Source organism: Inquilinus sp. 2KB_23 (genome assembly GCF_052115705.1).
GTDB lineage: Bacteria > Pseudomonadota > Alphaproteobacteria > DSM-16000 > Inquilinaceae > Inquilinus > Inquilinus ginsengisoli_A.
The window spans coordinates 60,819-85,489 of record NZ_JBFRHF010000016.1; the positions used below are offsets into that span (position 1 = coordinate 60,819).

A 24,671-nucleotide genomic window follows, 5' to 3' on the forward strand; every position below is an offset into this window, starting at 1 on the left:
CGTTCGTCCTGTCCCGGAGGATCAGGCGGCGGCGGCCAGCGAGGCCACAACCGTGGTGAAGTGCTCGACGATCGCGCCCTTGAAGGCGTCCATGTCGAGGTCGTCGCGCGCGGTGATCAGGTTGCCCTCGACCAGCACGCTGTCGTCGGCCAGCTTGGCGCCGGCGGCCTCGAGGATCTCACGCGACGCATCGCTGGCCACGACGGTGCGGCCCTGGATGCGTTCGGCCAGCGCCAGAAGCTGCGGGCCGTCGCCGAGCGCCGCGATGGGCTTGCCGGCGTCGGCGAAGCCACGGAGGATGCGCTTGGTGTGCGGGTTGGCGGAGAGCTTGGCAATGCCGCGCTCGCCGCCCGGGATCAGCACCGCGTCGAAATCCGCGGCCAGGGCGTTCGACAGCGGCACGTCGACCGCGAAGTAGTGGCCCCAGGACTTGTCATGCCAGCCATTGACCAGCCCCTGCTCGGTCGAGACGATCTTGAGCGTGGCGCCGGCGGCCAGCAAAGCGCGCTGCGGCTCGGTCATCTGGATTTCCTCGAAACCATTGGAAACGAGGATGGCAATCGTCTTCCCGGCGAGAGGCTTGTCCTGCTGCATGTATTATTCTCCCTCGTTAAGCCGGCTGATCAGCCGGTCCCGGCGGATCCCCGTTGGATCCAGATGGCCGCCTTCCGGACGCGCGCGCGTCGCCGTCCTGCGCTGCGGGTCGCGTCTCGCGGGCAGCGGCAAAACCATGCCGGGATGGTGATTGAATTCGATCGTAGAAGTGGCGGTGCCGGCATCAAAAGTCAATGCCGCTGACCCTTCGCATGGGTGCATTGCACAATGGTTGGTCTCGGGGTCGGGCTCGGCCCGCTTCGAGGGCCCTGCCCACCAACGGAAAACCGCCGCCCCGAGGGGCGGCGGTCTCCAGTTCAACGTTCGGTGAGGCGCCGGTCTTGGAATGCCGACGCTCGCGGATCACCGCGCCGAAGAGATCGATATCAGGCCGGCAGACCGGAGGTCGCCGACGCCGCTCGATCCGACGCACGTCCCATCAGGGCCGCCGCGGAGATCTGGTTCACCAGAGCGCTAGACATCGGATCACCTCCTTTCGGTTGTTTGCACCTGCGACAAAGGTCGGACGTGACGGCGGCGATGTCAACCCCGGTGCCTCAATGGGCCTGACCGGCCGCGACATTGACCGCCAGCGCCAGGATCACGGTGTTGAACAGGAAGGACGCGACGCCGTGGCCGAGGGTCAGGCGGCGCATGTAGGAATTCGTGACCTGCACGTCCGACACCTGCGCCGTCATGCCGACGACGAAGGAATAGTAGAGGAAATCCCAGATCCCGGGCGCGTCGTCGCCGGGGAACTCCAGCCCCTTGGCGTCGCGGCGCTTGCCCGGCGCGCCCTCGCCCCCGGCCCGGGCGTAGTAGAGATGGGCGTAGCGGAAGGCGATGATGGTGTGCAGGGTGACCCAGCCCAGCAGCACGCTGGCAATCGCCAGCAGCAGATGCAGCGTCGACGAGTCGGACTGGTTCAGCAGGCTGAAGATCGAGGCGACGCTGAGGCCGATGCCGATCACGGTGATCGCCGCGATCAGCGGCATCCCCTCGTCTTCGATATCCGCCTTGCGCCGGATCACATCCGGCGTCGCCCGGCGGACCAGCACCGCCGTCCAGATCAGGTAGAGGCCGAAGAAGCCGTCGCCGGCGACGATCACCGACAGCGGGGCGCCGTTGTGGCGGCCGAGCGCCACCCACAGCCCCAGCCCGAGCAGGGCCGCGGCATAGAAGCGGAGGTGGTGCCGCAGGTGGTTCCGGATCAGCTCGGGCAGGGCAGCCTCCTTGAAGCGTGGCACCGGGGAAGCGTGGCGCCGGGCGATCCGGCCGGCTCAGCCGAAGCGCTTCGCCAGCCGCCCCAGCGCGTCGTCCAGCACCGCATCCTGCTTGGCGAAGCAGAACCGCGCCACGGTCGCCAGCGGATCCTCGGCATAGAAGGCCGAGACCGGGATGGCGGCGACGCCGACATCCTCGATCAGGTGGCGGCAGAAGGCCTGGTCGTCGCCGTTGAAGCCGGTCGAGCCGATGTCGAGATTGACGAAATAGGTGCCGTCGCAGGGCAGGACGCCGAGCCCCAGCCGCCGCAGCCCGGCGGCGAAGCGGTCGCGCTTGCCCTGCAGTTCGGCAATCACGCCGTCATAGTAGTCGTCGCCCTTGGCCAGGCCATAGGCCACGGCGGCCTGCAGGTTCGGCGGGGTGGTGAAGGTCAGGAACTGGTGCGCCTTGCCCAGCAGCGTCGCCAGAGGCGGCGCCGCGGTGACGTAGCCGACCTTCCAGCCGGTCAGCGAGAAGGTCTTTCCGGCCGATCCGATCTTCAGGCAGCGGTCGCGCATGCCGGGCCGGGCGATCAGCGGCTGGTGCCGCCGGCCGTCGAACACCAGGTGCTCATAGACCTCGTCGCAGATGGCATAGGCGTTCGAGCCGGTGATGAATTCGGCGAGGAGGTCGAGCTCGGCCGCCCCGAACACCTTGGCCGCCGGGTTCAGCGGGTTGTTGAACAGCACCGCCTTGGTGCGGGGCGAGAAGGCGCGGGCCAGCGCCGCCCGGTCGAACGACCAGTCGGGCGGGGTCAGGTGCACGAATTTCGGCACGCCGCCGGCACGGCGGACCAGCGGCAGGTAGGCGTCGTAGAGCGGTTCGAACAGCACCACCTCGTCGCCCGGCTCGATCAGCGCGAACAGGGCGGCGGCCAGCGCCTCGGTGGCGCCCGACGTGACCACCACCTCGGCCTCGGGATCGACCTCGAGGCCGTAGAAGCGCTTGTCGTGGTCGGCCACGGCCTTGCGCAGCTCGGGCAGGCCGAGCATCGGCGGGTACTGGTTCCAGCCATCGGTGACGGCGGTGGCCGCGACCCGCAGCACATCCTCCGGCCCGCGGCCGTCGGGGAAGCCCTGGCCGAGATTGACCGCGCCATGCTGGCGCGCCAGCCGGGACATGACCTCGAACACCGTGGTGCCAAGGCCGGAGAAGAGGGCGTTTCCGGGCTTCATCATGCGCTTTCGGGACGGTCGACGGGCCGGGGCAAGGTCAGTGCTTGGTCACCTCGGGCGCGTCGAAATCATCCTCGTCGTCGGCGCCGTCCTCGACCACATCGAGCATCTCCTCGAATCGGTCGAGCAGGTCGGAATAGTCGCGGTTGGCGCGCAGGAACTTGCGAAAGGCGGTGTCGTGGCGGTGGTCCGCCTCGAACCAGGCATCGGCCGCCCGCTGGTGCTCGCCATGGGCCGACAGGTGATAGAAGGCGGCCTGCTCGACGCTGTTGATCTCGCTCTCGTCGAGGAGCTCGAGCACCGACCCGACATAGGTCGGCAGGCCGGTGAGGAAGGCGATCTCGTTCGCTGCGGCGGCCAGCTCGGCATCGTCCAGCGGCTCGTCCGGCGCCTCGCCGGCGGCGACGGCGGCGGCGTGCGCGTCCTCCTCCATCTTCTGGATCTCGGCGCGCAGGGCCGCGAAGTCGCTGCCCTCGCCGATCAGCGCCTCGTTCGGGCTGCCGCCGATCGCCGCCTCGATCGCCAGCAGCGTGTCGAGCAGCCGGCGCTTGCGCACCACCCAGTTGGCCCCGCTGCGGATCTCCTCGGCGATCGACCGCAGCCGCTCCTGTTCCTCCGGCGCCATATCGGCGAGCAAAGACGTCTCAGGCTTGGCAATCGCAGTCACGTCGGTCGTCCTGTCTGTCGCGCCCCGGCGGCGCGGCGGCACCCTAGCACAAGCCCCCCGCCGATGGCGAAGCTTGACCCCCGTCCGGCACATGCCTATCTGGTCCGCACGATGTCCAAACTTCCCATCCTCGTCGCCCCCGATTCCCGCCTGAAGACCAGGGCCAAGCCCGTCGCGCAGGTGGATGACCGCGTCCGCAAGCTGACCGACGACATGCTGGAAACCATGTACGACGCGCCCGGCATCGGCCTGGCCGCGCCGCAGATCGGCGTGCTGGAGCGGATCGTGGTGATCGACGTCGCCGGCAAGGACGAGCCGCGGGCACCGCTGCGCCTGATCAACCCCGAGATCACCTGGGCGTCGGAAGACCTGCAGACCGCCGAGGAGGGCTGCCTGTCCCTGCCCGAGCAATGGGCCGAGGTGGTGCGGCCGGCCGAGGTCAAGTTCCGCTATCTCGACGAGACCGGGGCGAAGCAGGAGCGGCACGCCACCGGCATCCTGGCGGTGTGCGTGCAGCACGAGATCGACCATCTCGACGGCGTGCTGTTCGTCGACCACCTGTCGGCGCTGCGCCGGAACATGATCCTGAAGAAGGTCCTGAAGTGGAAGAAGGAGCACGTGGAGTAAGGCTCTCCACGCGCCGCCCGGCTATTCCTTCGCCGCGTCCCAGTAACTGGTGCCGCCGATGTTGAGCGTGTCCGGCGCCGCGGCGTCGCCGACCGCGACGCCGATCCGCAGCCGGGTGACCGTGCCGTCCTCCGCCGTCAGCTGCAGCGCGTAGCCGTCGAGCCGATAGCGCCCGGCCGAATCATGTGACTTGGTGGCCCCGCCGACGGAGAAGCCATTCTCGTTCATGACGGCGCCGAAACCGCCCCCCGAGCCCCCGACCGAGCCGCCATCGGGGCCGGTGCCTGCCAGGCTGTGCATGAAGAAGCTGCCGGACTGGTGCCGCTCGAAGGTCCCATCGGGCCGGAAGACATAGGTGATGCGCGTGGTGACACCGCCCTGCGACACGTTCAGGTAGTAGTAGGAATGGTCGAGCCGGGCATCGGCCGGGAACGGCTTCAGCACGGTGAAGCTGGGCAGGTCCGCCTTCGGCCCCGCCGCCGCGGTCATCACATAGGTGTCGTCCGGATGCTCCCAGCGCGACCAGTCCTGCGGCGCCCGGCGCCGCACCTGCGCCGCGTCCAGGTCGGTCGGCGGATAGGCGAAATCGTAGCGGTAGCCGGTGCCGTCCTTCAGCAGCAGGTAGCTCTCCTCGTTGCGGTCGGTGTAGGTGCCGCCGCCCATCGGATTGATCCCGATCTGGAACTGCTCGCGGAACAGCACCGCCTCGATCTGGTCGGCCGGCACGCCCTTGTCCGCCCCGGCATAGACCTCCTCGGCGCTGGGCGGCCGGTATTCCAGGAGGTCCGTCTCCGGCAGGTCCGACCGGGCGATGCCGCCCGCATCCGCCAGCTGCCGGCAGCCGGACAGCTTGATCACCTTGAAGGCGTAGACCCGGCTGACCTGGCCGAGGATGGTGACGTCCCGCCCCCGCGCCTGCTCGAACCGCGCCTCCTCCGTCTTGTCGGCGAAGTCGCAGGAGACGGTCCAGATCGACCGCTGCTCCGGCAGCCATTGCTGCAGGTCGTCGCTGCCGATCACTCGGCCGGCGACCGCGACAGGCCCGAGCTGCTGCATCGCAGCGACGGCGGCCTCGGACTTCTCGTCGTCGTCCTTGCCCGGCACGCGCTGCAGCAGGCCGGCGCCGAGCGCGGACAGCTGGCCGACGCTGAACAGCGTCTTCGGCTTCGGGGTCAGGCCGGCATCGTCGGGCAGGTTGGCCTTGGCGATGCCGTCGGCACCGTCGAGCAGCCGGCACCCGTCCAGCGTGACCAGCTCGAAGTCGTAGACCCGGTCGATGTGGCCGGAGACGACGACGTCGCGCCCCTCCTGCTGCCGGAACAGCCGCTCCTCGGTGTCGTCGGCGAAGTCGCAGCGGACGCTCCACAGCGACTGCCGGTCGGCGGTCCATTGCTGGATGGTGTCGCTGTCGATGGCCCGGCCGGAGACGGCGATCAGTCCGGTCCGGCCCAGCACCTTGGACACCCAGTCGGTCCGGTCGGTGTCGTCGCCGGGCGGCGCCTGGCGCCACCCTTCGGCCGCCAGAGCCGAGAGCTGGCCGGCGGTGTACAGCGTCTTCGGCTGCGGCATCGTCCCGGCCATCGCCTCCAGCACCGCCCGGGCCGCCGGCGCCTTGTCGGCCAGGGCGAAGGTCTTGTCGCCGAACAGCGCCGGCAGGGCGGCGCACAGGAGCGGCGTCTTCTGGATCAGGGCGTCGGCCTGGGCCGTCAGCGCGCCGTCGAGCTTCGACCGGTTCTGGTCGAGGGTGCCGAACCCAGCCATCGCCCGCTCCAGCAGCCGCTCCAGACGATCGGCGTCGTTGGCGCGGCGCCAGGCGTCGAGCGCCGCCGCATGCGCCGCGGCGCCGGCCGCATCGACCTTGTCGCAGCTGGCGGCGACCGCCCGGGTCAGGCCGATCGGGACATAGACGGTGGTGATGGCCTGGGCCGCGGCCTTGGGATCGGGGCTGCCGGCCGCGTGGGCCGTGCCCGCGGCCAGGGTGGCGGCCAGCGACGCGCCGATGACGAGATGCGCCAGGGTCCTCATCCATCCCTCCCCATCCGACTCCGGCGCCAGCCTGACGCGGCGTCGGGGCAAGAACAAGGCAGGCGGTCAGGCGGCCCGGGACGCCCCGCGCAGGCCGTCGCGCATCGCTTCCTCGCCGTCGCGCAGGGCCAGCACATAGGCCGGCAGGTCCGGGGCGTCGCCCTGCCAGCCGAAGGCGGCGGCGATCTCGGCGGTCGGCACGGCGCCGCCGCGGCGGCGGAACGCGGCCTTGACCACGGCATGGGCCGCGGCCGCGCCGGAGGCATTTTCGAAGCTCTGCTCGAGATACAGCCACTTCCCATCCCAGCCCAGCAGCCGGCTGCGCAGGCTGTAGCGGGCGAAGGCGGGGATCGAGCGGCGGTAGCGGATGGTCACCGCCGCGATCACCGGCATCCAGCCCTGGCGGCGGATGATGCCGACCAGCCCGGCCCTGATCATCAGGTCGGTGCGGCCGAGGTCCATCACCGTGAGGTAGCGGCCGTTGTTGAGGTGCAGGTTGAGGTCGAGGTCGTTCGGCCACACCCGGAACGCGACCACGCTGTCGTCGAACATGCCGATGCGGCGCCCGAACAGCGCCGCCAGCATGACCCGGATGAGGCGGAGATAGAGGTTCATCGGCGTCCCATCCGCCCGTTTGTCATGCCACGGCTCGACCGTGGCATCCAGGGGCCACCAGAGCGGCTCTTCGTGGCCCCTGGATTGCCCGGTCAAGCCGGGCAATGACAGTCAGAGTTACACGCGGCGCGAAGAGGCCCCTCAGAACGCCTCCGCCTCCAGCGCCATCAGGGGCGCCTTGCCGGCCATGATCTGGATGAACAGCGACCCGGTCTCCGGCAGCATGCGCTGAATGAAGAACCGCGCCGTCTTCAGCTTGGCGTCGTAGAATCCGGCCCGGCCCTCGGCCTTCGGCGCCTTCTCCAGCGCCAGCTTGGCCATCCGCGCCCACATCCAGCCCATCGCCACCAGGGCGAACAGCTTGAGGTAGTCGGTCGACGCGGCCCCCGCCTCCTCCGGGTCCTTCAGCCCCTTCTGGGCGATCCAGGCGGTGGCCTGCTGCAGCTTGCCGAAGGCCTTTGCCAGCGGGCCGACGAATTCCAGCATCGCCGGGTTCTCGGCCTCCTCGCGGATGAAGGCGTCGACCGGATGGAAGAAGCTGCGCAGCAGCCGGCCCATGTCCTGCGGCATCTTGCGGCCGACCAGGTCGAGCGCCTGGATGCCGTTGGCGCCCTCGTAGATCTGGGCGATGCGAGCATCGCGGACGAACTGCTCCATCCCCCATTCCCTGATGTAGCCGTGGCCGCCCAGCACCTGCTGCGACCGGGTGGCGACCTCCAGCCCCATGTCGGTGAAGTAGGCCTTCAGGATCGGCGTCATCAGCGACACGAAGTCGTTCGACTGCTGCCGCACCGCCGGATCGGGATGCCTGGTGTAGAGGTCGATGTTGATGCCGACCAGGTAGCCCAGCGCCCGCGCGCCTTCGGCGAAGGCCTTGCCGGTCAGCAGGTTCTTGCGCACGTCGGGATGGACGATGATCGGGTCGGCCGGCTTGTCCGGCGCCTGGGTGCCGGCCAGCGAGCGGCCCTGCAGCCGGTCCTTGGCATAGGTCACGGCGTTCTGGTAGGCGACCTCGGCCACGCCCAGCCCCTGCAGCGCGACGCCGAGCCGGGCGGTGTTCATCATCACGAACATCGCCCGCATGCCCTTGTGCTTCTCGCCGACCAGCCAGCCGGTGGCGCCGTCGAGATTCATCACGCAAGTGGACGACGCCTTGACCCCCATCTTGTGCTCGATCGAGCCGCAGGCGATGCCGTTGCGGGGGCCGGCGACGACCGACCCGCCCTCCTCCTTCGGCAGGAACTTCGGCACCACGAACAGGCTGATGCCCTTGATGCCGGGCGGCGCGTCGGGCAGCCGGGCCAGCACCAGGTGGATGATGTTCTCGGTCAGGTCGTGCTCGCCGGCCGAAATGAAGATCTTGGTGCCGGTGATGCTCCAGGCGCCGTCAGCCGCAGGTTCGGCCTTCGTGCGAATCAGGCCGAGATCGGTGCCGCAATGCGGTTCGGTCAGGCACATGGTGCCGGACCAGATGCCGTCGGCCAGCTTGGGCAGATAGGTCGCCTTCTGCGATTCGTCGCCATAGGCCTCGATCGCGTTGTAGGCGCCCTGCGACAGGCCGGGATACATGCCGAAGGACATGTTGGCCGAGGACAGCACCTCCTCCATCACGAAGTTGACCGCCTTGGGCATGCCCTGGCCGCCATAGGCCGGGTCGGCCGACAGGCCGGTCCAGCCGCCTGCGGTGAAGGTGCGGTACGCCTCCTTGAAGCCCTTCGGCGTGTAGACGACGCCGTTCTCGAAGCGGCAGCCCTCCTCGTCGCCGGGCTGGTTCAGGGGCGTCAGCTCGTTCTCGGCGAGGCGCGCCGCCTCCTCCAGGATGGCGTCGACGGTATCAGGCGTCGCCTCCTCATAGCCGGGAAGCTTGGCGAGCTGGCCGACATCGAGCAGTTCGTGCAGCACGAAGCGGATGTCGTCGAGCGGGGCCTTGTAGCTGGGCATCTCTCGAGTCCTCTCAGTTCCGCAGCGGCTTGCCGGTGGTCAGCATGTGCTCGACGCGGGCGATGGTGCCGGGCAGGCGCACAAGCTGGCTGAACATCTCGTGCTCCAGCGCCAGCACGTCATCCTCGGTCAGCGTCTCGGTGATGTCGGTGTCGCCGCCCGAGAGCACATAGGCCAGCTTGTCCGAGACCACGACGTCGTAGGGCGTCGCCTTGCCGGTGCGCGCCAGGTCGCCCACCGCCAGCGCGAAGCCGGTCCGGGCGGTCGGGCCCGGCAGGCGAATCTCCACCGCCGGCTTGGGCGGCTGGTAGCCTTCGGCCAGCGCCAGCGCCTTGGCCTTGGCGTCGGCCAGCAGCCGGTCGCGGTTCATGGTGATGCCGTCGGCGGGGCGGAGATACAGCAGATCCTTCGCCTCGAAGGCCGATTTCGCCACCTGGGCCGTGCCGATGGTCTGGAACACCTGGCCCAGCGGCGGCATCGGGCCGCCCGGGCGCTTCGGCTGAGCGTTGGCGCGCAGCAGCATCTCCTTGCAGCCGCCCCAGCCGGGGATCAGCCCGACCCCGACCTCGACCAGGCCGCAATAGGTCTCGGCATGGGCCTGGATCGCGGCGGAATGCAGCAGGATCTCGCAGCCGCCGCCCAGCGCCATGCCGGCGGGCGCCGCCACGGTCGGGAACGGAGCGAATTTCAGCGCCTTGTAGGCGTCCTGCCCGCCCTTGATCAGCGCCTCGATCTGCGGCCACAGCGCGATGTTGATGCCGAACAGGGCGAGGCCGAGATTGGCGCCGACCGAGAAGTTGGTGCCCTCGTTGTAGATCACCATCGCCTTGTACTTCGACGCGGTGATGCGGATCGCCTCGCCCAGCAAGGCCATGGTCTGGTCGTCGAGACTGTTCATCTTCGAGATGAACTCGAAGCAGGTGACGCCGTCGCCGATGTCCCACAGCGCCGCCGAGCCGTTCTTCGCGATCGGCTTGGCTGTGCGCTTGATGTCGGCCAGCAGCAGCACGCCGTCCGGCCGCTTCACCTCGGCGTAGTCGCCGCCGGTGGTAAGGTACTGCAGGCGGCCATCCTGGACCCGGTAGAAGCTGCGGCCCTGCGCGGATTTCAGCAGCGCCGGCACCGGCTTGCCCTGGGTTTCCAGCCAGCCGATCAGCCAGTCGGCGCCGACCTGGTCGATCAGCTCGAACGGGCCGAAGCCCCAGTTGTAGCCCAGGCGCATCGCCTCATCGACCGCGACCACGGTGTCGGCGATCTGCGGCACCAGCCCGGCTGCGTAGGACAGGGTCTGGCCCAGCACCGTCGCGGCGAAGCGGCCGGCCTTGTCGTCGAACCCGACCAGCGCCTTCAGCCCGCCCCGGCGTGCCTCCTCGACGCTGTCCAGCTTCGGCTTGTCCGACTTCGCCCAGGCGCCGGTCTTGAGGTCGACGCTTTCCTTCACCCGGGCACCGTCGGTGGCCTTGCTGAGGCGGTAGAAGCCGCCCTTGCCCTTGCGCCCGGTGTAGCCGTCGGCGATCAGGTTCTCGATCACCGGCTCGACCCGATAGATGTCGCGGTACGGGTCGTCCTTCGGCAGGGTGGCCAGCAGGCTCTTGGCGATGTGCGGCATCAGGTCGAGCCCGACCAGGTCGATCAGCCCGAACACGCCGGTCTTGGGCACGCCCATCGGCCGGCCGGCGACCGCATCCGCCTCCTCGACCGTCAGGCCCAGATCGATGGCGGCGTTGACCGCGGCCTGGATCCAGTAGGTGCCGATGCGGTTGGCGATGAAGCCGGGCGTGTCCTTGCAGTCGACCACGCCCTTGCCGAGCGCGATGTCGGCGAAGCGGCGGATGCCGGCGACCAGGGCCGGGTCGCTGTCCGGCCCGACCACCAGCTCCAAGAGGCGCATGTAGCGCGGCGGGTTGAAGAAATGGGTGACCATGAAGGCGCGGCGGAAGGGCTCCGACCGGCCCTCGGTCAGGATCGCCAGCGGGATGGTCGAGGTGTTGGAGGAGACCACCGCCCCCGGCTTCAGCACCTGCTCGATGCGGGCGTAGAGGTCCTGCTTGACCTTCGGGTCCTCCAGCACCGCCTCGACGATCCAGTCGCAGCCGGCCAGCTTGCCGAGGTCGTCCTCGGTGTTGCCGGTGGCGACCAGCCTCGCTGCCGCCGTCGACATGAAGGGCGCTGGGTCGGTCTTGGCCATGCGCGCCAGCGCGCCATCGGCGATCACGTTCCGGTTCTGCGCATCCCTCGGCACGATGTCGAGCAGCAGCACCGGCACGCCGGCATTGGCGAAGTGTGCGGCGATGCCGCTGCCCATCACCCCGGCGCCGATCACCGCGACTTGCTTGATATCCATGGTCTCAGCTCCCTGGTCGCCCTCGCTTCCCCTGGCCGTCATCCCCGCGCAAGCGGGGATCTCATGCAGACCTGGACGAGACTCCCGCTTGCGCGGGAATGACGGGAAAGGGTGGGACGGAAATCGTCAGATGGTCAGGCGGCTTCGAGGATGGTGGCGATGCCCTGGCCGCCGCCGATGCACATGGTAGCCAGCGCCAGCCGGCCGCCCTCGCGCTGCAGCAGCGTGGCCGCCTTGCCGGTGATCCGGGCACCCGAGGCGCCGAGCGGGTGGCCCAGCGCGATGGCGCCGCCGTCGATGTTGGTCTTGGCCCAGTCGAGCTCGAGGTCATGGCCGACCGCCAGCGCCTGGGCGGCGAAGGCCTCGTTCAGCTCGACCACGTCGATGTCCTTGATGGTCAGCCCGGCGCGCTTCAGCGCCTTGCGGCTGGCGTCGACCGGGCCGATGCCCATGATCTCCGGCGCGCAGCCCGCCACCGCGATCGACTTGATGCGGGCCAGGATCGGCAGGCCGGCGGCCTTGGCGAAGGCCTCGCTGGTGACCAGCGTCGCCGAGGCGCCGTCGGTCAGCGGGCTTGAGGTGCCGGCGGTGACGGTGCCGTTCTGGTCGAAGGCCGGCTTCAGGCCCGACAGGCCTTCCTGGCTGGTGTCGGGGCGGATGGTGCCGTCGCGTTCGACCGTGCCGTCCCGGGTCGCGATCGGCACGACCTCTGCGGCGAACTTGCCATCGGTCCAGGCCTTGGCCGCGCGCTGCTGCGAGCGGATGGCGAAGTCCTGCTGGCTCTCGCGGGTGATCTGGTACTTCACCGCGAGGTTCTCGGCGGTCACGCCCATGTTGAAGTAGGCCTGCGGCATCTCGGCGGCCAGCTTCGGGTTCGGCGCCGGGTTGAAGCCCATCATCGGCACCCGGGTCATGCTCTCGACCCCGGCGCACAGGAAGGCCTCGCCCGCGCCCATCTGGATGGCGCCGGCGGCCTGGTGGATCGCCTGCATCGACGACCCGCAGTAGCGGTTGACGGTGACGCCGCCGACCGACTGCGGCAGGCCGGCCAGGAACACCACCATGCGGGCCATGTTGAAGCCCTGCTCCCCCTCCGGGAAGGCGCAGCCCAGGATCAGATCCTCGATCGCGGCGGGGTCGACCCCGGTCTCGGCGACCAGCGCCTTGACGACCGTGGCGACCAGATCGTCGGGCCGCACCCGGCGCAGCTCGCCCTTGTTGGCGAGATGGAAGGGCGACCGCTTGAAGCCGGCGATGACGACGCTCGTGTCCATGATGGTCTCAGGCTCCTCAGCTCTTCTTGTCGTGGGCGCGCGAACACGCCCCGTGCGGATCGGGTGGCGGGCGGCTCAGCCTTCCGGCAGCGCCCCTTCGCGTTTCAGGAAATCGGTGATCTCGGCCTCGATGCCGCGCAGGTCCTCGATGGTCTGCTGCACGTCGACCAGCTGGGTCTCGAGCGAGGCCCGTCGGGCGCGGGCGCGGCCGAGGAAGAAGCTCATCTGCTCGACCTTGCGGTGGTCGCGGGCGTAGAGGTCGAGGAACTCCTTGATTTCGGCCAGGGAGAAGCCGAGCCGCTTGCCGCGGCAGATCAGGGCCAGGCGGGCCCGGTCGCGATGGCTGTAGATGCGCGTCAGCCCGGCCCGTTCGGGCGACAGCAGGCCTTCATCCTCATAGAACCGGATGCTGCGCGGGGTGATGTCGAACGCGGCGGCGAGGTCGCCGATCGAGTAGCTGCGCTGCTCGACGTCGCGCTTCTCCTGGGTTTCCGCCTCCATGGCCGATCCGCCTCCGACTGCGTTGAGAGGGCATGCCGTTTACGTAAACGTAAAGTAGCGCAGCCGGAGCGTCCGGTCAATCGGCGGCGATCAGGTGGCGGCCCGCGCCACCTCCGGCTGGGCCGCCTTCGCCGCCTCCTCCTCCAGCAGCGCCTTGCGCGACAGCTTGCCGATCAGCGTCTTCGGCAGCGGCTTGTCGCGGAACTCGATCAGCTTCGGCATCTCGATCGGCGACAGCTTGTCGTGCAGGAAGGCGACCAGCCCCTCGGCCGTCAGCGCCTGGCCGGCCCGCAGCCGGACATAGGCCTTCACCGTCTGGCCGCGATAGGCGTCGGGCAGGCCGGCAACCACGCATTCCTCGACCGCCGGGTGCAGGTAGATCGCCTCTTCGACATTGCGCGGATAGACGTTGAAGCCGGAGCACAGGATCATGTCCTTGATCCGGTCGACGATGAAGGTGTAGCCGTCCTCGTCCATGTACCCGACGTCGCCGGTGTGCAGCCGGCCGCCGAACAGCGCATCGGCCGATTCCTCCGGCCGGTGCCAGTAGCCCTTCATCACCTGCGGGCCGCTGATGCAGACCTCGCCGCGCTCGCCGGTCGGCATCACGGTGGTGCGGTCGTCCAGCGACACGATCTCGATCATGGTCTGCGGCAGCGGGATGCCGATCGACCCCGCCTTGTTGATGCCGTAGAGCGGGTTGCAGGTGGCGATCGGCGAGCTTTCCGACAGGCCGTAGCCTTCGACGAGCTTGCAGCCGGTCGCCGCCTCGAACGCGTTCTTGACCTCGAGCGGCAGTGGCGCCCCGCCGGAGATGCAGCGCTTCAGCGACGACAGGTCGTATTTGGCCCGGTCGGGGTAGTTGGCGATCGCGGTGTAGATGGTCGGCACCGCCGGGAACAGGGTCGGCTTCTTCTCGTGGATGGTCTTCATCACGGTGTCGAGCTCGAAGCGCGGCAGCATGATGATCTCCGCCCCCGCCCAGATCGACAGGTTCATCACCACGGTCATGGCGAAGACGTGGAAGAACGGCAGCACGCCCAGCATGCGGTCCTGGCCCGGCACCATGCCCTCGAACCAGCAGCCGGCCTGGACCGTGTTGGCATAGAGGTTGGCATGGGTCAGCATCGCGCCCTTCGGCGTGCCGGTGGTGCCGCCGGTGTATTGCAGCACCGCCAGATCGTCCACCGGCGCGATCGGCACCGGGGCGAAGCGGCCGTCATTGCCGACCAGCTCGGCCCAGCGCAGGTATCGCCCGTCGCGCGGCACCTTCGCCACCTCGCGCCGCTTGACGATCGGGAACAGCAGGTTCTTGGGGAACGGCAGGATGCCTGCCATCGGGCAGACCAGGATGCGCTTCAGCGCTGTGCGTCCCAAGAGCGGCGCCAGCTTGGCGTGCAGCTGCGCCAGGTCGAGCGTCACCATCAGTTCGACGCCGCTGTCGTCGATGTTGGTGATCAGCTCGCGCTCGGCGTAGAGCGGGTTGAAGTTGACGACGACGGCGCCGCATTTCAGCAGCGCGAAGTAGCAGATCACGAAATAGGGGCAGTTGGGCAGGAACAGGCCGACCCGGCTGCCCTTGGTCACGCCCGCGGCCTGGAAGCCCTTGGCGGCGCGCGCCACCAGATCGCCGATCTGGCCGTAGGTGAAGGTCTTGTCCATGAAGGTGGCGCAGGGCCGGCCGGCGAACTGCGCGACGGCGTCGTCGAGGATGGCGTAGAGCGGACGCGGTTCGATCGGCCGGTCCCAGGAGATGGCGGGCGGGTAGAGCCTGGCCCAGGCGGGCGGGCGGTCCGAGGCAGCCACGTCCGTCATGTCGGTCTCTCCCCCAAACGATCTTTACCCGGCCGGCGCGCGGCCTTATCCCAGCGATGTAATCGGCGATCGGTTCCGGCCGCAAGGTTGAACGGCAGCCGATAGCGTGGTTTAACGGCCCGCCCGACACCAGCCCACGGATCACCTTGGCCCAGCGCAAGGACAAGAAGCCGCAGCCGCGGCGGTTGAGCGACCGCGAGATCTCGCAGCGGCTGTTGCGCAACTACATCCGGCCGCATTGGCCGAAGGTGGTCATGGCGCTGGTCTGCATGGCGCTGACGGCGGCGACCACCGCGGCCTCGGCCTGGGTGATGAAGCCGGTGATCGACGGCATCTTCACCGAGCGGAACGGCGCCCTGCTGTGGCCGCTGGCCACGGCGGTGATGGTGATCTTCCTGGTCAAGGGCGTCACCGGCTACGCCCAGGGCGTGATCCTGAACAATGTCGGCCGGCTGATCATCGCGGAGCTGCAGGTGCGGATGTTCCGCAACCGGGTGCGGGCCGACCTCGCCAGCTTCCACGACACCAGCTCGGGCCGGATGGTCAGCCACTTCACCAACGACGTGCAGTCGATGTACGGCGCCGTCGCGACCGGCATCACCGGCATCGGCCGCGACCTGCTGTCGTTGATCGCCCTGATCGCGGTGATGTTCTACACCGACATCGAGCTGGCGGCGGCCACCTTCGTGATCTTCCCGCTGACCGTGCTGCCGGTGCTGCAGATCGGCAAGCGCATCCGCAAGATCACCGGCAAGACCTTCACCCAGTACGGCTCACTCAACAACCATCTCGGCCAGGTCTTCCAGGGCATCCGCCACGTCAAGGCCTACAACGCCGAGGAGCGCGAGACCAACCGGGCCGCCAAGATCATCAACGAGGTGTCCCGGCTGCGGCAGAAGGCGATGCGGGTCAGCTCGGCGACCAACCCGATCCTGGAGACCCTGTCCGGCCTGGCCATCGTCATCGTCATCCTCTACGGCGGCAACGAGGTGGTCTCCGGCTCGCGCACCCCCGGGTCGTTCTTCTCCTTCATCGCCGCGCTGCTGATGGCCTATGAGCCGCTGAAGCGGCTGGCCAGCCTGCACAACACCCTGTCCTCCGGCTTCGCCGCCGCCGAGCGGGTGTTCGAGACGATCGACGAGGTGCCGACGATCCGCGACGCGCCCGACGCCATCGCGCTGGAAAGCTGCCGCGGCCGCATCACCCTGACCGACGTCCAGTTCTCCTACAGCCCGAAGATCCCGGCGCTGCGCGGCGTGACCCTGGAGGTGCCGGCCGGCAAGACGGCGGCGCTGGTCGGCCCGTCCGGCGCCGGCAAGTCGACCATCCTGAACCTGATCCCGCGCTTCTACGACGCGACCGGGGGTTCGGTCGCGATCGACGGCCACGACGTGCGCAGCCTGACCCTGGATTCGCTGCGCGGGCAGATGGCGCTGGTGAGCCAGGAGATCACCCTGTTCGACGACACGGTCCGCGCCAACATCGCCTATTCCCGCCCCTCGGCGACGCAGGAGGAGGTCGAGGCCGCGGCCCGCGGCGCCGCGGCGCACGAGTTCATCCTGCGCCTGCCCAAGGGTTACGACACCCTGGTCGGGGAACAGGGGGTGAAGCTGTCCGGCGGCCAGCGCCAGCGCCTGTCGATCGCCCGCGCCATGCTGAAGAACGCGCCGATCCTGCTGCTGGACGAGGCGACCTCGGCGCTCGACACCGAAAGCGAGCGGCAGGTCCAGGCGGCCCTGACCCAGCTGATGGCCGGCCGCACCACGCTGATGATCGCCCACCGCCTGTCGACCGTGCGCAACGCCGACCTGATCTATGTGCTCGACCATGGCCGCGTCGCCGAGATCGGCAGCCATGCCGAGCTGATCGCCGGCGGCGGCCTGTATGCCCGGCTGTGGGCGCTGCAGACCGCCGATGACGAGGAGCTGTCGCCGTGGCCGGTGTGACGGGCCACGGCTCAGGACGTTTGGGGGAAGCACCGATGACCGAGATCGAAAAGCTGCAGCAGCGGCTGCGCGGCATGCGCTGGTTCGCCGTCTGGGCCCTGATCTTCGGCCTCGGCATCGGCCTCTACATCGGCTTCAACCTCGGCGTCAGCACGGCGCGTGACGCTGCGTCCGCACTGGCGCCGAAGTCGGAGTAGCCAGGGTCAGGCTGCGGCCTGCCTCAGGGCGGGATAGTCGGTGTAGCCCTTGGCGGTGCCGCCGTAGAAGGTCTCCTGGTCGGCCGGGTTCAGCGGCGCGCCGTGGCGCAGCCTGTCGACCAGGTCGGGATTGGCGATGAACAGCCTGCCGAAGGCGATCGCGTCGGCCCGGCCGGTCTCCACCGCCTCGATCGCCAGGTCACGGTCATAGCCGTTGTTGGCGATGTAGCTGCCCTTGAACCGCCGGCGCAGCGCCTGGATGTCGGCGCCGGGCGGCAGTTCGCGGGTGCCGCCGGTCTGGCCCTCGACCATGTGGAGGTAGCCGACGCCGAGGCCGCTGAGGCCCTCGATGGCATGGCCGAAGGTCGCCACCGGGTCGCTGTCGGTCATGTCGCCGAAATTGGAGAATGGCGAGAGACGGACGCCGACCCGGCCGGGCCCCCACACCGCCGCCACCGCTTCCGCCACCTCGAACAGCAGCCGCGCCCGGTTGGCGATCGAGCCGCCATAGGCGTCGGTGCGCTGGTTGCTGCCGTCGCGCAGGAACTGGTCGAGCAGGTAGCCGTTGGCGGCGTGGATTTCGACCGCGTCGAAGCCGGCGTCGCGGGCTTGCTTCGCGGCATGGACGAAGTCCCGCACGAGCCGCGGCATCTCATCGGTCTCCAGCACCCGCGGCGCCGAGGACGGGACGAAGCCTTCGCCGTCATAGACCCGCGCCTTCGGCGTGATCGCCGATGGCGCGACCGGCGCGGCACCGTCCGGCTGCAGCACGGTGTGCGAGACCCGGCCGACATGCCACAGCTGCGCCGCGATCCGGCCGCCGGCCTGGTGCACGGCGTCGGTCACCAGCCGCCAGCCGGCGACCTGTTCCGCGCTGTGGATGCCCGGGGTCCAGGCATAGCCCTTGCCCTCCGGCGAGATCTGCGTGCCCTCGCTGATGATCAGCCCTGCCGTGGCGCGCTGGGCATAGTATTCGGCGTTCAGCGCGTGCGGCACGTCGCCCTGGGGCAGCGCCCGGTTGCGCGTCAGCGGCGCCATCACCAGCCGGTTCGGCACTTCCAGGTCGCCGATCCGGGTCGGCGTGAACAGCTTCGGTACGGACATCAATCTCTCCAGGTCGACGCTCTTTTTGAACTGGTCAGTCCATAATTGAGCAAGGGTTAACGCAAAAATCCCCGGCCCGCGCTACCGCATCAGCGGTTCGGCGGCGGCCAGAAGTTCGTCGATCGTGGTGGGCTCGGCGCCTGCCTTGCGCATGACGGACGCGCCGGTGGCCAGCGACAGCAGCGCCCGGGCCTGCGCCGTGACTGCGGCGGCGTCCGCGGCCCCGACATGGCGGGCGAGCAGCCTGGCCAGCACGGCCTCGAGCCGTTCGAGATGCCGGCGCCCCAGGCGTTCGACCTCCGGGTCCTGCCGCGCCAGCTCGACCGTGCAGTTGATCAGGAAACAGCCTTCGCGGCTGCCGCCGACACCGGCGAGCGCGGCCACGGCGGTGCGCAGCGCCCGCCCGGCATCCGGCTCGGCCTCGACCAGTTTTTCCAGGTCGGCCAGCCGCAGATCGCCGTAGCGGCGGATCGCCGCAACCAGGGTGTCACGCTTCGAGCCGAAGCAGCCGTAGAAGCTGCTGCGGCTGAGGCCCATCGCCCGCGTCAGGTCATCCAGCGAGGTCGCTTCGTAGCCCTGGCGCCAGAACACCGCCATCGCCGCGTCGAGGGCGGCGTCGGGGTCGAATTCGCGGGGGCGTCCGAGCGTTTGAGCCATGGCCGGATATATGGACTGGCCGTTCCGGAAGTCAAGCCGACCCGCATCGCGGCACATGCCGCCTGGAACTCCCGGCCCGGCGAAGCGATATGAAGGGGAGGCGGAGGAGCACGGCCATGACGACCAGCAGCGACCCGCGATACCTGTTCGACCCTGCGGCGCTGGAGCGCAACCTCCAGGGCTTCGACGGGGCGGCCCGCCGCGCCATGATCGACGACCTGGTGGAGGAGCTGGGTGAGCGCGCCGCCGCGATCAGCGCCGCGGCCGGTTCCGGCGACCGCGAGGCGGTTGCGCTGGAGGCCTACGCCCTGCGATCCTGCGCCGCGATCTGCGGCGCCCGCACCCTGATCGACCTGGCCGACACCCTGGCCGGCAAGGCGGAAAGCCAGCCCGGCCGGCCGCAGGAGTTGGCCAAGGTGGTCAAGGCCCGCGTTGCCGAAACCCTCAGGGCGCTGGCGATGTGGCGCGGCGGCGAAGAGGAGCTGGAGCGGGAGGAGGAATGCTGACCGGCACCGCCGGGATGGTGTCGTAATCCGCCTCGCCCAGGATCTCGATCCCATCGAGCAGCAGCGCCGCACGCGCCTCGGCCGTCGCCGGGTCGGCCAGCGCATCGCGCAGCGCTCGCTGCAGGGCCGCGACGGTGCCGTCGTCGATCCCCCGCCGCGTGACATAAGGCAGCCCGGGCGCCGGGGCGGTGCTGCCAATCACGCGCAGCCCCGCCAGGGCGGCGGGTCGGTGGCGCTGCAGCAGCGCATGGGTGACGCAGTCGATCGCGGCGATGTCGGCCTCACCAGCCGCCACGGCGGCCAGGCTGGCGACATGAGCGCCGGTGACCACCGCGCCGGCGAAGAACCGGTCCGGCGCTTCCGGCAGCACCGCGGCAAAGCCGACCCAGCCGGACAGGCTGTCCCATTCGTTGACGGCGCAGACGGCGCCGCGGAAATCCGCCAGGGCCCGTTCCGGCCCGCCCGCCCGCGCCACAAGCTGGCTGCGGTAGCGCGGCCCGTCGCAGCCGGGCGCGGCGTAGCATGGCGTCGCCACCAGCCGCAGCCGGTCACGGAAGCGCCTGATATAGGGGTTGCCGCAGGTCTGGCTGAACAGCAGCGCCGGGTCGGTCCACAGATCGGGCAACGCCGGGCCACGGGTCAGCGCCGGCGGCGCCGCGACATGGTCCGCCGAAAGGCGTTCGGCCACCGCCGACCACAGCGCATCGGTGGCCCAGCGCACCTCCGGCAGGTCGTACATCGGCAAGCTGGCTTGGAGCGGACTGGCTTGGAGCAGGCTGGCCGTGCCGGGCACGGAGGTCATCGGGCGCGGCGCTCTTCGTCGAAATCGGGATGGACCGGCGCGTCGACCGGGCGGAACAGGTAGCGCCGGGCGATCTCGCCATAGCCACGATACAACCCGGCGCCGCGCTGCGCCACGGCGGCGGAGTCGTTGGCGGCGGCGAAGCGCGGCAGCTGGTACCAGGCCAGGCCGGGCCGGGCGTGGTGGGCCACATGCAGGTTGTTGTTGAGGAACAGCAGCGAGAAGAACGGCCCGGACGAGACCACCGCGGTGCGCAGGCCTTCCGGCCCGGCCCGGTGCTCGGCGAAGGAGCGCAGCTGCGACAGGGCGGTGCCGGCGTAGCAGGTCGCGACATAGACCATCAGCGGGACGCCGAAGACGCCGGTGACGATGGCGAGGATGGCGGCCGCCCCGGCCAGATGCAGCGCCCAGACGGCGCGGACCTTCCGGTCACGGCGCAGCAGCGGCAGCTCCGCCGCCCACAGCCCGTACCAAGCCAGGGCCGGGCCGACCAGGAAGCGGCCCAGCAGGGTGCGGTTGAAGCGCAGCACCGCCTGCCCCGCTGGGCTGAGCGACGACCAGCGGGCATCGGTGACGTAGTAGCTTTCCGGATCCTCGACCGGCGAGGTCAGATGCGCCTCGCGGTGATGGTGCAGGTGCAGGTCGCGATAGCTGGCATAGGGCAGCCACAGCGACAGGGGCACCCAGCCGATCGCGGCGTTGATCCGGCGCGACCGTGTGGGATGGCCGTGGATGGTCTCGTGCTGCAGCGACCCGTGCCAGGCCAGCAGCACCGCGCCGATGGCGATGAAGGCCGGCCAGGGCAGCCAGGCGTGGAACGAGAGCAGCGCCACCCAGCCGCCATAGGCCGCGGCCGCCACCGCCCAAGTGGGCCATTCGATCCGAGCTCTCTTCACCGTCTCCGCCATTGATCCGTCCTCTTCGGATCAAGACTCTCGCCAAATGCCATGCTGAACAACGCGAGAATGCGCACGAAACAACTCGATTGCTGTATACTCAAACGAACTGTTGATATCTCGCACGAATTGTTTCGGAAACACCGCAATGGCACAGACCCGGCACGAGATGATCGAGACCTTCCGCGGCCGGCTGGAGGAGATCATCGCCGCCTCCGGCCAGAGCCGCAGCGCCTTCGCCGCCGCGGCCGGCATGGACCGGTCGACCCTGTCGCAGATCCTGTCGCCGACCAATGACCGGCTGCCGCGGGCCGAGACCCTGGCGGCGATCGCCGCCGCCCGCCAGGTCAGCATCGACTGGCTGCTGGGGCTGAGCCAGCGCGGCCCCCTGTCGGCCGACATCCTGCCCGAGCGCATGGCAATCGAGCGCGACGCGCAATGGGCCGATGACGAGCGGCTGGTGGCGTGGCACCGCGAGGCGATCGGCTACAAGATCCGCCACGTCCCCACCACCCTGCCCGACCTGCTGAAGAACCGCGACGTGATCCGGCACGAGCTGGAGCACTTCACCGCGACGCGGCCGGAGCAGCGGATCGAGACCGCGGCCGCCCGCCTGGCCTATCAGCGGCGGCCGGAGACCGACATGGAGGTCTGCAACTCGATCCAGGCGATCGAGGGCTTCGCCCGCGGCGAGGGCATCTGGCACGACCTCGACGATTCGATCCGGGCCCGCCAGCTCGACCACATGATCGCCCTGGTGGAGGAGCTGTACCCGACCTTCCGCTGGTTCTTCTACGACGGGCGGCAGCATTATTCCGTGCCGCTGACCGTGTTCGGGCCGCTGCGGGCGGTGATCTATCTCGGCGGCATGTACTTTCTGTTCAATTCGACCGAGCACATCCGCGCGCTGTCGGAGCATTTCGACAGCCTGATCCGCGGCGCCAGCGTGCAGCCGCCGGACGTGCCGAAGATGCTGCGCCGGCTGCGGGCGCGGCTGGGCTAGGATCGCCGCCTCAGGCGCATCCGCCGTCCGGGCCTCCGATCGGGAAATCCGGCTCCGGCCCCTGTTCGCCGCCCTCGAGCCAGGCGACCTTGGCGCGGAGATAGCCGGTCACGGCCTCCAGCGCCGCCGCCTTCCGCTCCAGCCGGGCGAGCTGCGCGCTCATGAGCTCGATGCTGCGCTCGCGGGTGATGCCGCCGTCGCGATACTCCTCGCCGATCGCGGCGATCTCCTTCAGCGACATGCCGAGCGACTGCGCCAGGCGGATGATCCGTGCGGTGCGCACATGTTCGGCGGTGAAGACCTGGTAGGGGTTGCGGCCGCCCTTGCCATTGGTCTCGGGCGCCAGCAGCCCGCGGCGGACGTAGAACCGCACCGTGTCCGTGCTCAGGCCCGCCGCCCGCGCGAACTCCGAGATCAGCATGCCGAACGCCCCTTGACCATGGACCTAGGTCCACACTTATAGAGACAGCTCCCTCGGATGGTGAGCAGGAAGACATGGACCGGACGGCATTGGTGACGGGCGCTTCGGCCGGGATCGGCGAGGCGACCGTGAAGCGGCTTCTGGCGGATGGCTACACCGTCTACGCCGCGGCGCGGCGGACCGACCGCCTGCTGTCGCTGGCCGCCGCCGGCGCCCGGCCGGTCGCGCTGGACCTGACCGACGACGCCTCGCTGGTCGCGGCGGTGGAGCGGATCGGGATCGAGACCGGCCGCCTCGACGTGCTGGTCAACAACGCCGGCTACGGCAGCTACGGCGCGCTGGAGGATGTGCCGGTCGAGGAGGCCCGCCGCCAGTTCGAGGTCAACCTGTTCGGCGCCGCCCGGCTGTGCCAGCTGGCCCTGCCGATGATGCGGGCGCAGAAGCGCGGCAGGATCGTCAATGTCAGCTCGATCGGCGGCAAGGGCGGCGAGCCGTTCGGCGCCTGGTACCACGCCACCAAATTCGCGCTGGAGGGGCTGAGCGACAGCCTGCGGATGGAGCTGATCCCCTTCGGCGTCGACGTCATCGTCATCGAGCCCGGCGCGATCCGGACCGAATGGGGCGGCATCGCCCATGAGAGCATGCTGCGCATGTCCGGCGACACCGCCTACGGCCCCTACGCCCGCCGTCACGCCAAGATGTTCGAGGCGGCGGCGGCGTCGAAGATGCCCTCGCCGCCCGAGGTGGTGGCCGACATCATCGGCCGCGCGGTGGCGGCCCGGCGGCCGCGCACGCGCTATGCCGCCGGCGGCGGCGCCCGGATGATCCTGTTCCTGCAGCGCTTCCTGACCGACCGGATGCAGGACCGGCTGATGTGGCGCATCTCGCAGGCGAACCGGTAACGCGGCGGTCGCCTCTACAGCAGCCGCGCCGAACGCTCAACACTGCCATGTCCGACTTTTGTGCACCGCAACAGGATGGGATGTTCTATATTTGATCCTTATCATCCATCCTGTTTTCCGAGAGGCGTCGCCATGGCCACAGGCGAACCCGGTCGCGCGCATCCCGCCGCTCCGACGATCACCCGGGCGCTGACGGTCCTGCTGGCGGTCGCCTGCGGTGCCATCGCCGCCAACCTGTACTACGCCCAGCCGCTGATCGCGCTGATCGCGCCGTCGGTCGGCCTGGGCACCGTGGCCGCCAGCCTGGTCGTCACCCTGACCCAGATCGGCTACGGCGTCGGGCTGATCCTGCTGGTGCCCCTGGCCGACATGATCGAGAACCGCCGGCTGGTGATCGTGACCCTGTCCGGCACCGTGGTCGCGCTGGCGATCGCCGCCGTCGCCCCCGGCGCCGGCCTGTTCCTGTTCGCCGCCCTGCTGATCGGCATCAGCTCGGTCGCCGCCCAGATCCTGATCCCGATGGCGGCGCACATGTCGCCCGACGCCATCCGCGGCCGGGTGGTCGGCAACGTCATGAGCGGCCTGTTGATCGGCATCCTGCTGGCCCGGCCGATCGCCGGCGTGGTCGCCGACGTGGCGGGCTGGCGCGCCATATTCTTCCTGTCCGCCCTGATGATGGTCGGGCTGCTGCTGGTGCTGGCCTGGCGCCTGCCAAAGTGGCAGCCGGCGCCGGGGCCGCGCTACGGCCAGGTGCTGCGCTCGCTCGGCACCCTGTTCCGGCGCAACCCGCTGCTGCGGCGACGGTCGGCCTACCAGGCGGCGATGTTCGCCGCCTTCAGCCTGTTCTGGACCGCCGTGCCGCTGGAGCTGGCGGGCCCGCGCTTCGGCTATAGCCAGTCCGGCATCGCCCTGTTCGCGCTGGTCGGCGCGGCCGGCGCCCTTGCCGCCCCCCTGGCCGGGCGCGTCGCCGACCGCGGCTGGACCCGGCCGGCCACCGGCGGCGCCCTGGCCTCGGTCGCGCTCGCCTTCGCCATGGCCTGGGCCGGCGGCGCCGCCGGGTCGGTGGTGGTGCTGGCCGCCGCCGGAATCCTGCTGGATTTCGGGGTGCAGGCCAACATGGTGCTGGGGCAGCGCACGATCTACGCCCTGGCGCCGGAGGCGCGGGGCCGTCTGAACGGCATCTATGTCGCCAGCGCCTTCGCCGGCGGCGCCGTCGGGTCGGCCATCGCCAGCGGCACCTTCGGCCAGGGCGGCTGGAGCCTGGTCACCCTGGTCGGCCTGGTCTTCCCAGTCGCGGCGCTGCTGTTCTACAGCACCGAGCTGCTGCGCCGCCGGGCAGCGCCGCGCTGCGCTTGACGGGAACGCCGAGGGCGAGGACGAAGGCAGGGAGCCGGGC

General features: G+C 69.7%; 23 protein-coding genes. 7 read left to right on the plus strand and 16 right to left on the minus strand.

From position 1 onward, the window contains the following. Positions 1-21 precede the first annotated feature (21 nt). From AB4112_RS20580 to AB4112_RS20595, 4 genes are all read right to left on the minus strand, one after another. Complete coding sequence (locus AB4112_RS20580) at positions 22-594, minus strand: DJ-1/PfpI family protein (RefSeq protein ID WP_309797331.1); 573 nt, start codon at positions 592-594, stop codon at positions 22-24. Positions 595-1,151: 557 nt separating this feature from the next. Continuing rightward, a complete protein-coding gene (locus AB4112_RS20585; protein WP_309797329.1) occupies positions 1,152-1,841 on the minus strand; it encodes a DUF1345 domain-containing protein in 690 nt (229 codons plus the stop codon). A 33-nt stretch (positions 1,842-1,874) separates the two neighbouring features. Next, positions 1,875-3,032: an aminotransferase gene (locus tag AB4112_RS20590; RefSeq protein ID WP_309797455.1), complete on the minus strand. Its 1,158-nt coding sequence runs from the start codon at positions 3,030-3,032 to the stop codon at positions 1,875-1,877. A 37-nt stretch (positions 3,033-3,069) separates the two neighbouring features. Continuing rightward, entirely contained in the window at positions 3,070-3,699 is a 630-nt protein-coding gene (locus AB4112_RS20595) for a hypothetical protein (RefSeq protein ID WP_309797327.1), read from the minus strand. A 111-nt stretch (positions 3,700-3,810) separates the two neighbouring features. On the opposite strand from AB4112_RS20595, the gene def reads away from it, so the two are divergent. Continuing rightward, on the plus strand, positions 3,811-4,326 hold the full coding sequence (gene def / locus AB4112_RS20600) for a peptide deformylase (RefSeq protein WP_309797325.1): 516 nt from the start codon (positions 3,811-3,813) through the stop codon (positions 4,324-4,326). A gap of 21 nt (positions 4,327-4,347) precedes the next feature. On the opposite strand, the gene AB4112_RS20605 is transcribed toward def, so the two are convergent. From AB4112_RS20605 to AB4112_RS20635, 7 genes are all read right to left on the minus strand, one after another. After that, positions 4,348-6,351 (minus strand): hypothetical protein, encoded by a 2,004-nt coding sequence (locus AB4112_RS20605; RefSeq protein WP_441722694.1) that lies wholly within the window; start codon positions 6,349-6,351, stop codon positions 4,348-4,350. Positions 6,352-6,417: 66 nt separating this feature from the next. Next, positions 6,418-6,966, minus strand: a complete 549-nt coding sequence (locus AB4112_RS20610) for a thioesterase family protein (RefSeq protein WP_309797321.1) — start codon at positions 6,964-6,966, stop codon at positions 6,418-6,420. Positions 6,967-7,107: 141 nt separating this feature from the next. Continuing rightward, positions 7,108-8,907, minus strand: coding sequence for an acyl-CoA dehydrogenase C-terminal domain-containing protein (locus AB4112_RS20615; RefSeq protein ID WP_309797320.1), 1,800 nt, complete (start codon positions 8,905-8,907; stop codon positions 7,108-7,110). Between the two features lie 13 nt (positions 8,908-8,920). Further along, a complete protein-coding gene (locus tag AB4112_RS20620; RefSeq protein WP_441722698.1) occupies positions 8,921-11,251 on the minus strand; it encodes a 3-hydroxyacyl-CoA dehydrogenase NAD-binding domain-containing protein in 2,331 nt (776 codons plus the stop codon). Between the two features lie 134 nt (positions 11,252-11,385). Then, positions 11,386-12,525 carry a thiolase family protein gene (locus tag AB4112_RS20625; RefSeq protein ID WP_441722701.1) on the minus strand — a complete coding sequence of 380 codons (1,140 nt, stop codon included), beginning with the start codon at positions 12,523-12,525 and terminating at the stop codon, positions 11,386-11,388. Between the two features lie 75 nt (positions 12,526-12,600). Beyond that, positions 12,601-13,026, minus strand: a complete 426-nt coding sequence (locus AB4112_RS20630; RefSeq protein ID WP_309797315.1) for a MerR family transcriptional regulator — start codon at positions 13,024-13,026, stop codon at positions 12,601-12,603. A 90-nt stretch (positions 13,027-13,116) separates the two neighbouring features. Beyond that, complete coding sequence (locus AB4112_RS20635; RefSeq protein WP_441722706.1) at positions 13,117-14,841, minus strand: long-chain-fatty-acid--CoA ligase; 1,725 nt, start codon at positions 14,839-14,841, stop codon at positions 13,117-13,119. A 146-nt stretch (positions 14,842-14,987) separates the two neighbouring features. Here AB4112_RS20635 and AB4112_RS20640 point away from each other — a divergent pair, with 146 nt between their 5' ends. Together AB4112_RS20640 and AB4112_RS20645 are read left to right on the plus strand one after the other, a co-directional pair. Further along, entirely contained in the window at positions 14,988-16,787 is a 1,800-nt protein-coding gene (locus tag AB4112_RS20640; protein WP_309797313.1) for an ABC transporter ATP-binding protein, read from the plus strand. 35 nt (positions 16,788-16,822) lie between these two features. Beyond that, a complete protein-coding gene (locus AB4112_RS20645; RefSeq protein ID WP_309797312.1) occupies positions 16,823-16,984 on the plus strand; it encodes a hypothetical protein in 162 nt (53 codons plus the stop codon). 6 nt (positions 16,985-16,990) lie between these two features. On the opposite strand, the gene AB4112_RS20650 is transcribed toward AB4112_RS20645, so the two are convergent. Both AB4112_RS20650 and AB4112_RS20655 read right to left on the minus strand, forming a co-directional pair. Continuing rightward, positions 16,991-18,088 (minus strand): alkene reductase, encoded by a 1,098-nt coding sequence (locus tag AB4112_RS20650; RefSeq protein ID WP_441722711.1) that lies wholly within the window; start codon positions 18,086-18,088, stop codon positions 16,991-16,993. Between the two features lie 81 nt (positions 18,089-18,169). After that, a complete protein-coding gene (locus AB4112_RS20655) occupies positions 18,170-18,745 on the minus strand; it encodes a TetR/AcrR family transcriptional regulator (RefSeq protein ID WP_441722714.1) in 576 nt (191 codons plus the stop codon). A gap of 116 nt (positions 18,746-18,861) precedes the next feature. On the opposite strand from AB4112_RS20655, the gene AB4112_RS20660 reads away from it, so the two are divergent. After that, positions 18,862-19,251, plus strand: coding sequence for an Hpt domain-containing protein (locus tag AB4112_RS20660; protein ID WP_309797306.1), 390 nt, complete (start codon positions 18,862-18,864; stop codon positions 19,249-19,251). Here the strand turns inward: AB4112_RS20660 and AB4112_RS20665 are convergent. Together AB4112_RS20665 and AB4112_RS20670 are read right to left on the minus strand one after the other, a co-directional pair. Next, positions 19,190-20,053 carry a phosphate/phosphite/phosphonate ABC transporter substrate-binding protein gene (locus tag AB4112_RS20665; protein WP_441722718.1) on the minus strand — a complete coding sequence of 288 codons (864 nt, stop codon included), beginning with the start codon at positions 20,051-20,053 and terminating at the stop codon, positions 19,190-19,192. The genes AB4112_RS20660 and AB4112_RS20665 overlap by 62 nt on opposite strands. Next, positions 20,050-20,961, minus strand: a complete 912-nt coding sequence (locus tag AB4112_RS20670) for a fatty acid desaturase (RefSeq protein WP_309797301.1) — start codon at positions 20,959-20,961, stop codon at positions 20,050-20,052. The genes AB4112_RS20665 and AB4112_RS20670 overlap by 4 nt, the downstream gene beginning before the upstream one ends. Before the next feature lie 136 nt (positions 20,962-21,097). On the opposite strand from AB4112_RS20670, the gene AB4112_RS20675 reads away from it, so the two are divergent. Beyond that, positions 21,098-21,952: a helix-turn-helix domain-containing protein gene (locus AB4112_RS20675; RefSeq protein ID WP_309797299.1), complete on the plus strand. Its 855-nt coding sequence runs from the start codon at positions 21,098-21,100 to the stop codon at positions 21,950-21,952. A 10-nt stretch (positions 21,953-21,962) separates the two neighbouring features. On the opposite strand, the gene AB4112_RS20680 is transcribed toward AB4112_RS20675, so the two are convergent. Next, positions 21,963-22,373 carry a MerR family transcriptional regulator gene (locus AB4112_RS20680; RefSeq protein WP_309797297.1) on the minus strand — a complete coding sequence of 137 codons (411 nt, stop codon included), beginning with the start codon at positions 22,371-22,373 and terminating at the stop codon, positions 21,963-21,965. A 74-nt stretch (positions 22,374-22,447) separates the two neighbouring features. Between AB4112_RS20680 and AB4112_RS20685 the strand changes: the two genes are divergently transcribed. Together AB4112_RS20685 and AB4112_RS20690 are read left to right on the plus strand one after the other, a co-directional pair. Continuing rightward, positions 22,448-23,275 (plus strand): oxidoreductase, encoded by an 828-nt coding sequence (locus tag AB4112_RS20685; RefSeq protein WP_441722723.1) that lies wholly within the window; start codon positions 22,448-22,450, stop codon positions 23,273-23,275. A gap of 132 nt (positions 23,276-23,407) precedes the next feature. Further along, positions 23,408-24,631 carry an MFS transporter gene (locus AB4112_RS20690; RefSeq protein WP_309797293.1) on the plus strand — a complete coding sequence of 408 codons (1,224 nt, stop codon included), beginning with the start codon at positions 23,408-23,410 and terminating at the stop codon, positions 24,629-24,631. The last annotated feature ends 40 nt before the right edge of the window (positions 24,632-24,671 follow it).

Bases quoted from the DNA above. Each gene is read 5' to 3' on its own strand.
- AB4112_RS20690 (WP_309797293.1), top strand. From the start codon at position 23,408: ATGGCCACAGGCGAACCCGGTCGCGCGCATCCCGCCGCTCCGACGATC.
- AB4112_RS20675 (WP_309797299.1), top strand. From the start codon at position 21,098: ATGGCACAGACCCGGCACGAGATGATCGAGACCTTCCGCGGCCGGCTG.
- AB4112_RS20650 (WP_441722711.1), bottom strand. From the start codon at position 18,088: ATGTCCGTACCGAAGCTGTTCACGCCGACCCGGATCGGCGACCTGGAA.
- AB4112_RS20630 (WP_309797315.1), bottom strand. From the start codon at position 13,026: ATGGAGGCGGAAACCCAGGAGAAGCGCGACGTCGAGCAGCGCAGCTAC.
- AB4112_RS20665 (WP_441722718.1), bottom strand. From the start codon at position 20,053: ATGACCTCCGTGCCCGGCACGGCCAGCCTGCTCCAAGCCAGTCCGCTC.
- AB4112_RS20580 (WP_309797331.1), bottom strand. From the start codon at position 594: ATGCAGCAGGACAAGCCTCTCGCCGGGAAGACGATTGCCATCCTCGTT.
- AB4112_RS20685 (WP_441722723.1), top strand. From the start codon at position 22,448: ATGGACCGGACGGCATTGGTGACGGGCGCTTCGGCCGGGATCGGCGAG.
- AB4112_RS20660 (WP_309797306.1), top strand. From the start codon at position 18,862: ATGACGACCAGCAGCGACCCGCGATACCTGTTCGACCCTGCGGCGCTG.
- AB4112_RS20605 (WP_441722694.1), bottom strand. From the start codon at position 6,351: ATGAGGACCCTGGCGCATCTCGTCATCGGCGCGTCGCTGGCCGCCACC.
- AB4112_RS20615 (WP_309797320.1), bottom strand. From the start codon at position 8,907: ATGCCCAGCTACAAGGCCCCGCTCGACGACATCCGCTTCGTGCTGCAC.
- AB4112_RS20590 (WP_309797455.1), bottom strand. From the start codon at position 3,032: ATGAAGCCCGGAAACGCCCTCTTCTCCGGCCTTGGCACCACGGTGTTC.
- AB4112_RS20625 (WP_441722701.1), bottom strand. From the start codon at position 12,525: ATGGACACGAGCGTCGTCATCGCCGGCTTCAAGCGGTCGCCCTTCCAT.
- AB4112_RS20670 (WP_309797301.1), bottom strand. From the start codon at position 20,961: ATGGCGGAGACGGTGAAGAGAGCTCGGATCGAATGGCCCACTTGGGCG.
- AB4112_RS20610 (WP_309797321.1), bottom strand. From the start codon at position 6,966: ATGAACCTCTATCTCCGCCTCATCCGGGTCATGCTGGCGGCGCTGTTC.
- AB4112_RS20645 (WP_309797312.1), top strand. From the start codon at position 16,823: ATGACCGAGATCGAAAAGCTGCAGCAGCGGCTGCGCGGCATGCGCTGG.
- def (WP_309797325.1), top strand. From the start codon at position 3,811: ATGTCCAAACTTCCCATCCTCGTCGCCCCCGATTCCCGCCTGAAGACC.
- AB4112_RS20655 (WP_441722714.1), bottom strand. From the start codon at position 18,745: ATGGCTCAAACGCTCGGACGCCCCCGCGAATTCGACCCCGACGCCGCC.
- AB4112_RS20680 (WP_309797297.1), bottom strand. From the start codon at position 22,373: ATGCTGATCTCGGAGTTCGCGCGGGCGGCGGGCCTGAGCACGGACACG.
- AB4112_RS20620 (WP_441722698.1), bottom strand. From the start codon at position 11,251: ATGGATATCAAGCAAGTCGCGGTGATCGGCGCCGGGGTGATGGGCAGC.
- AB4112_RS20635 (WP_441722706.1), bottom strand. From the start codon at position 14,841: ATGACGGACGTGGCTGCCTCGGACCGCCCGCCCGCCTGGGCCAGGCTC.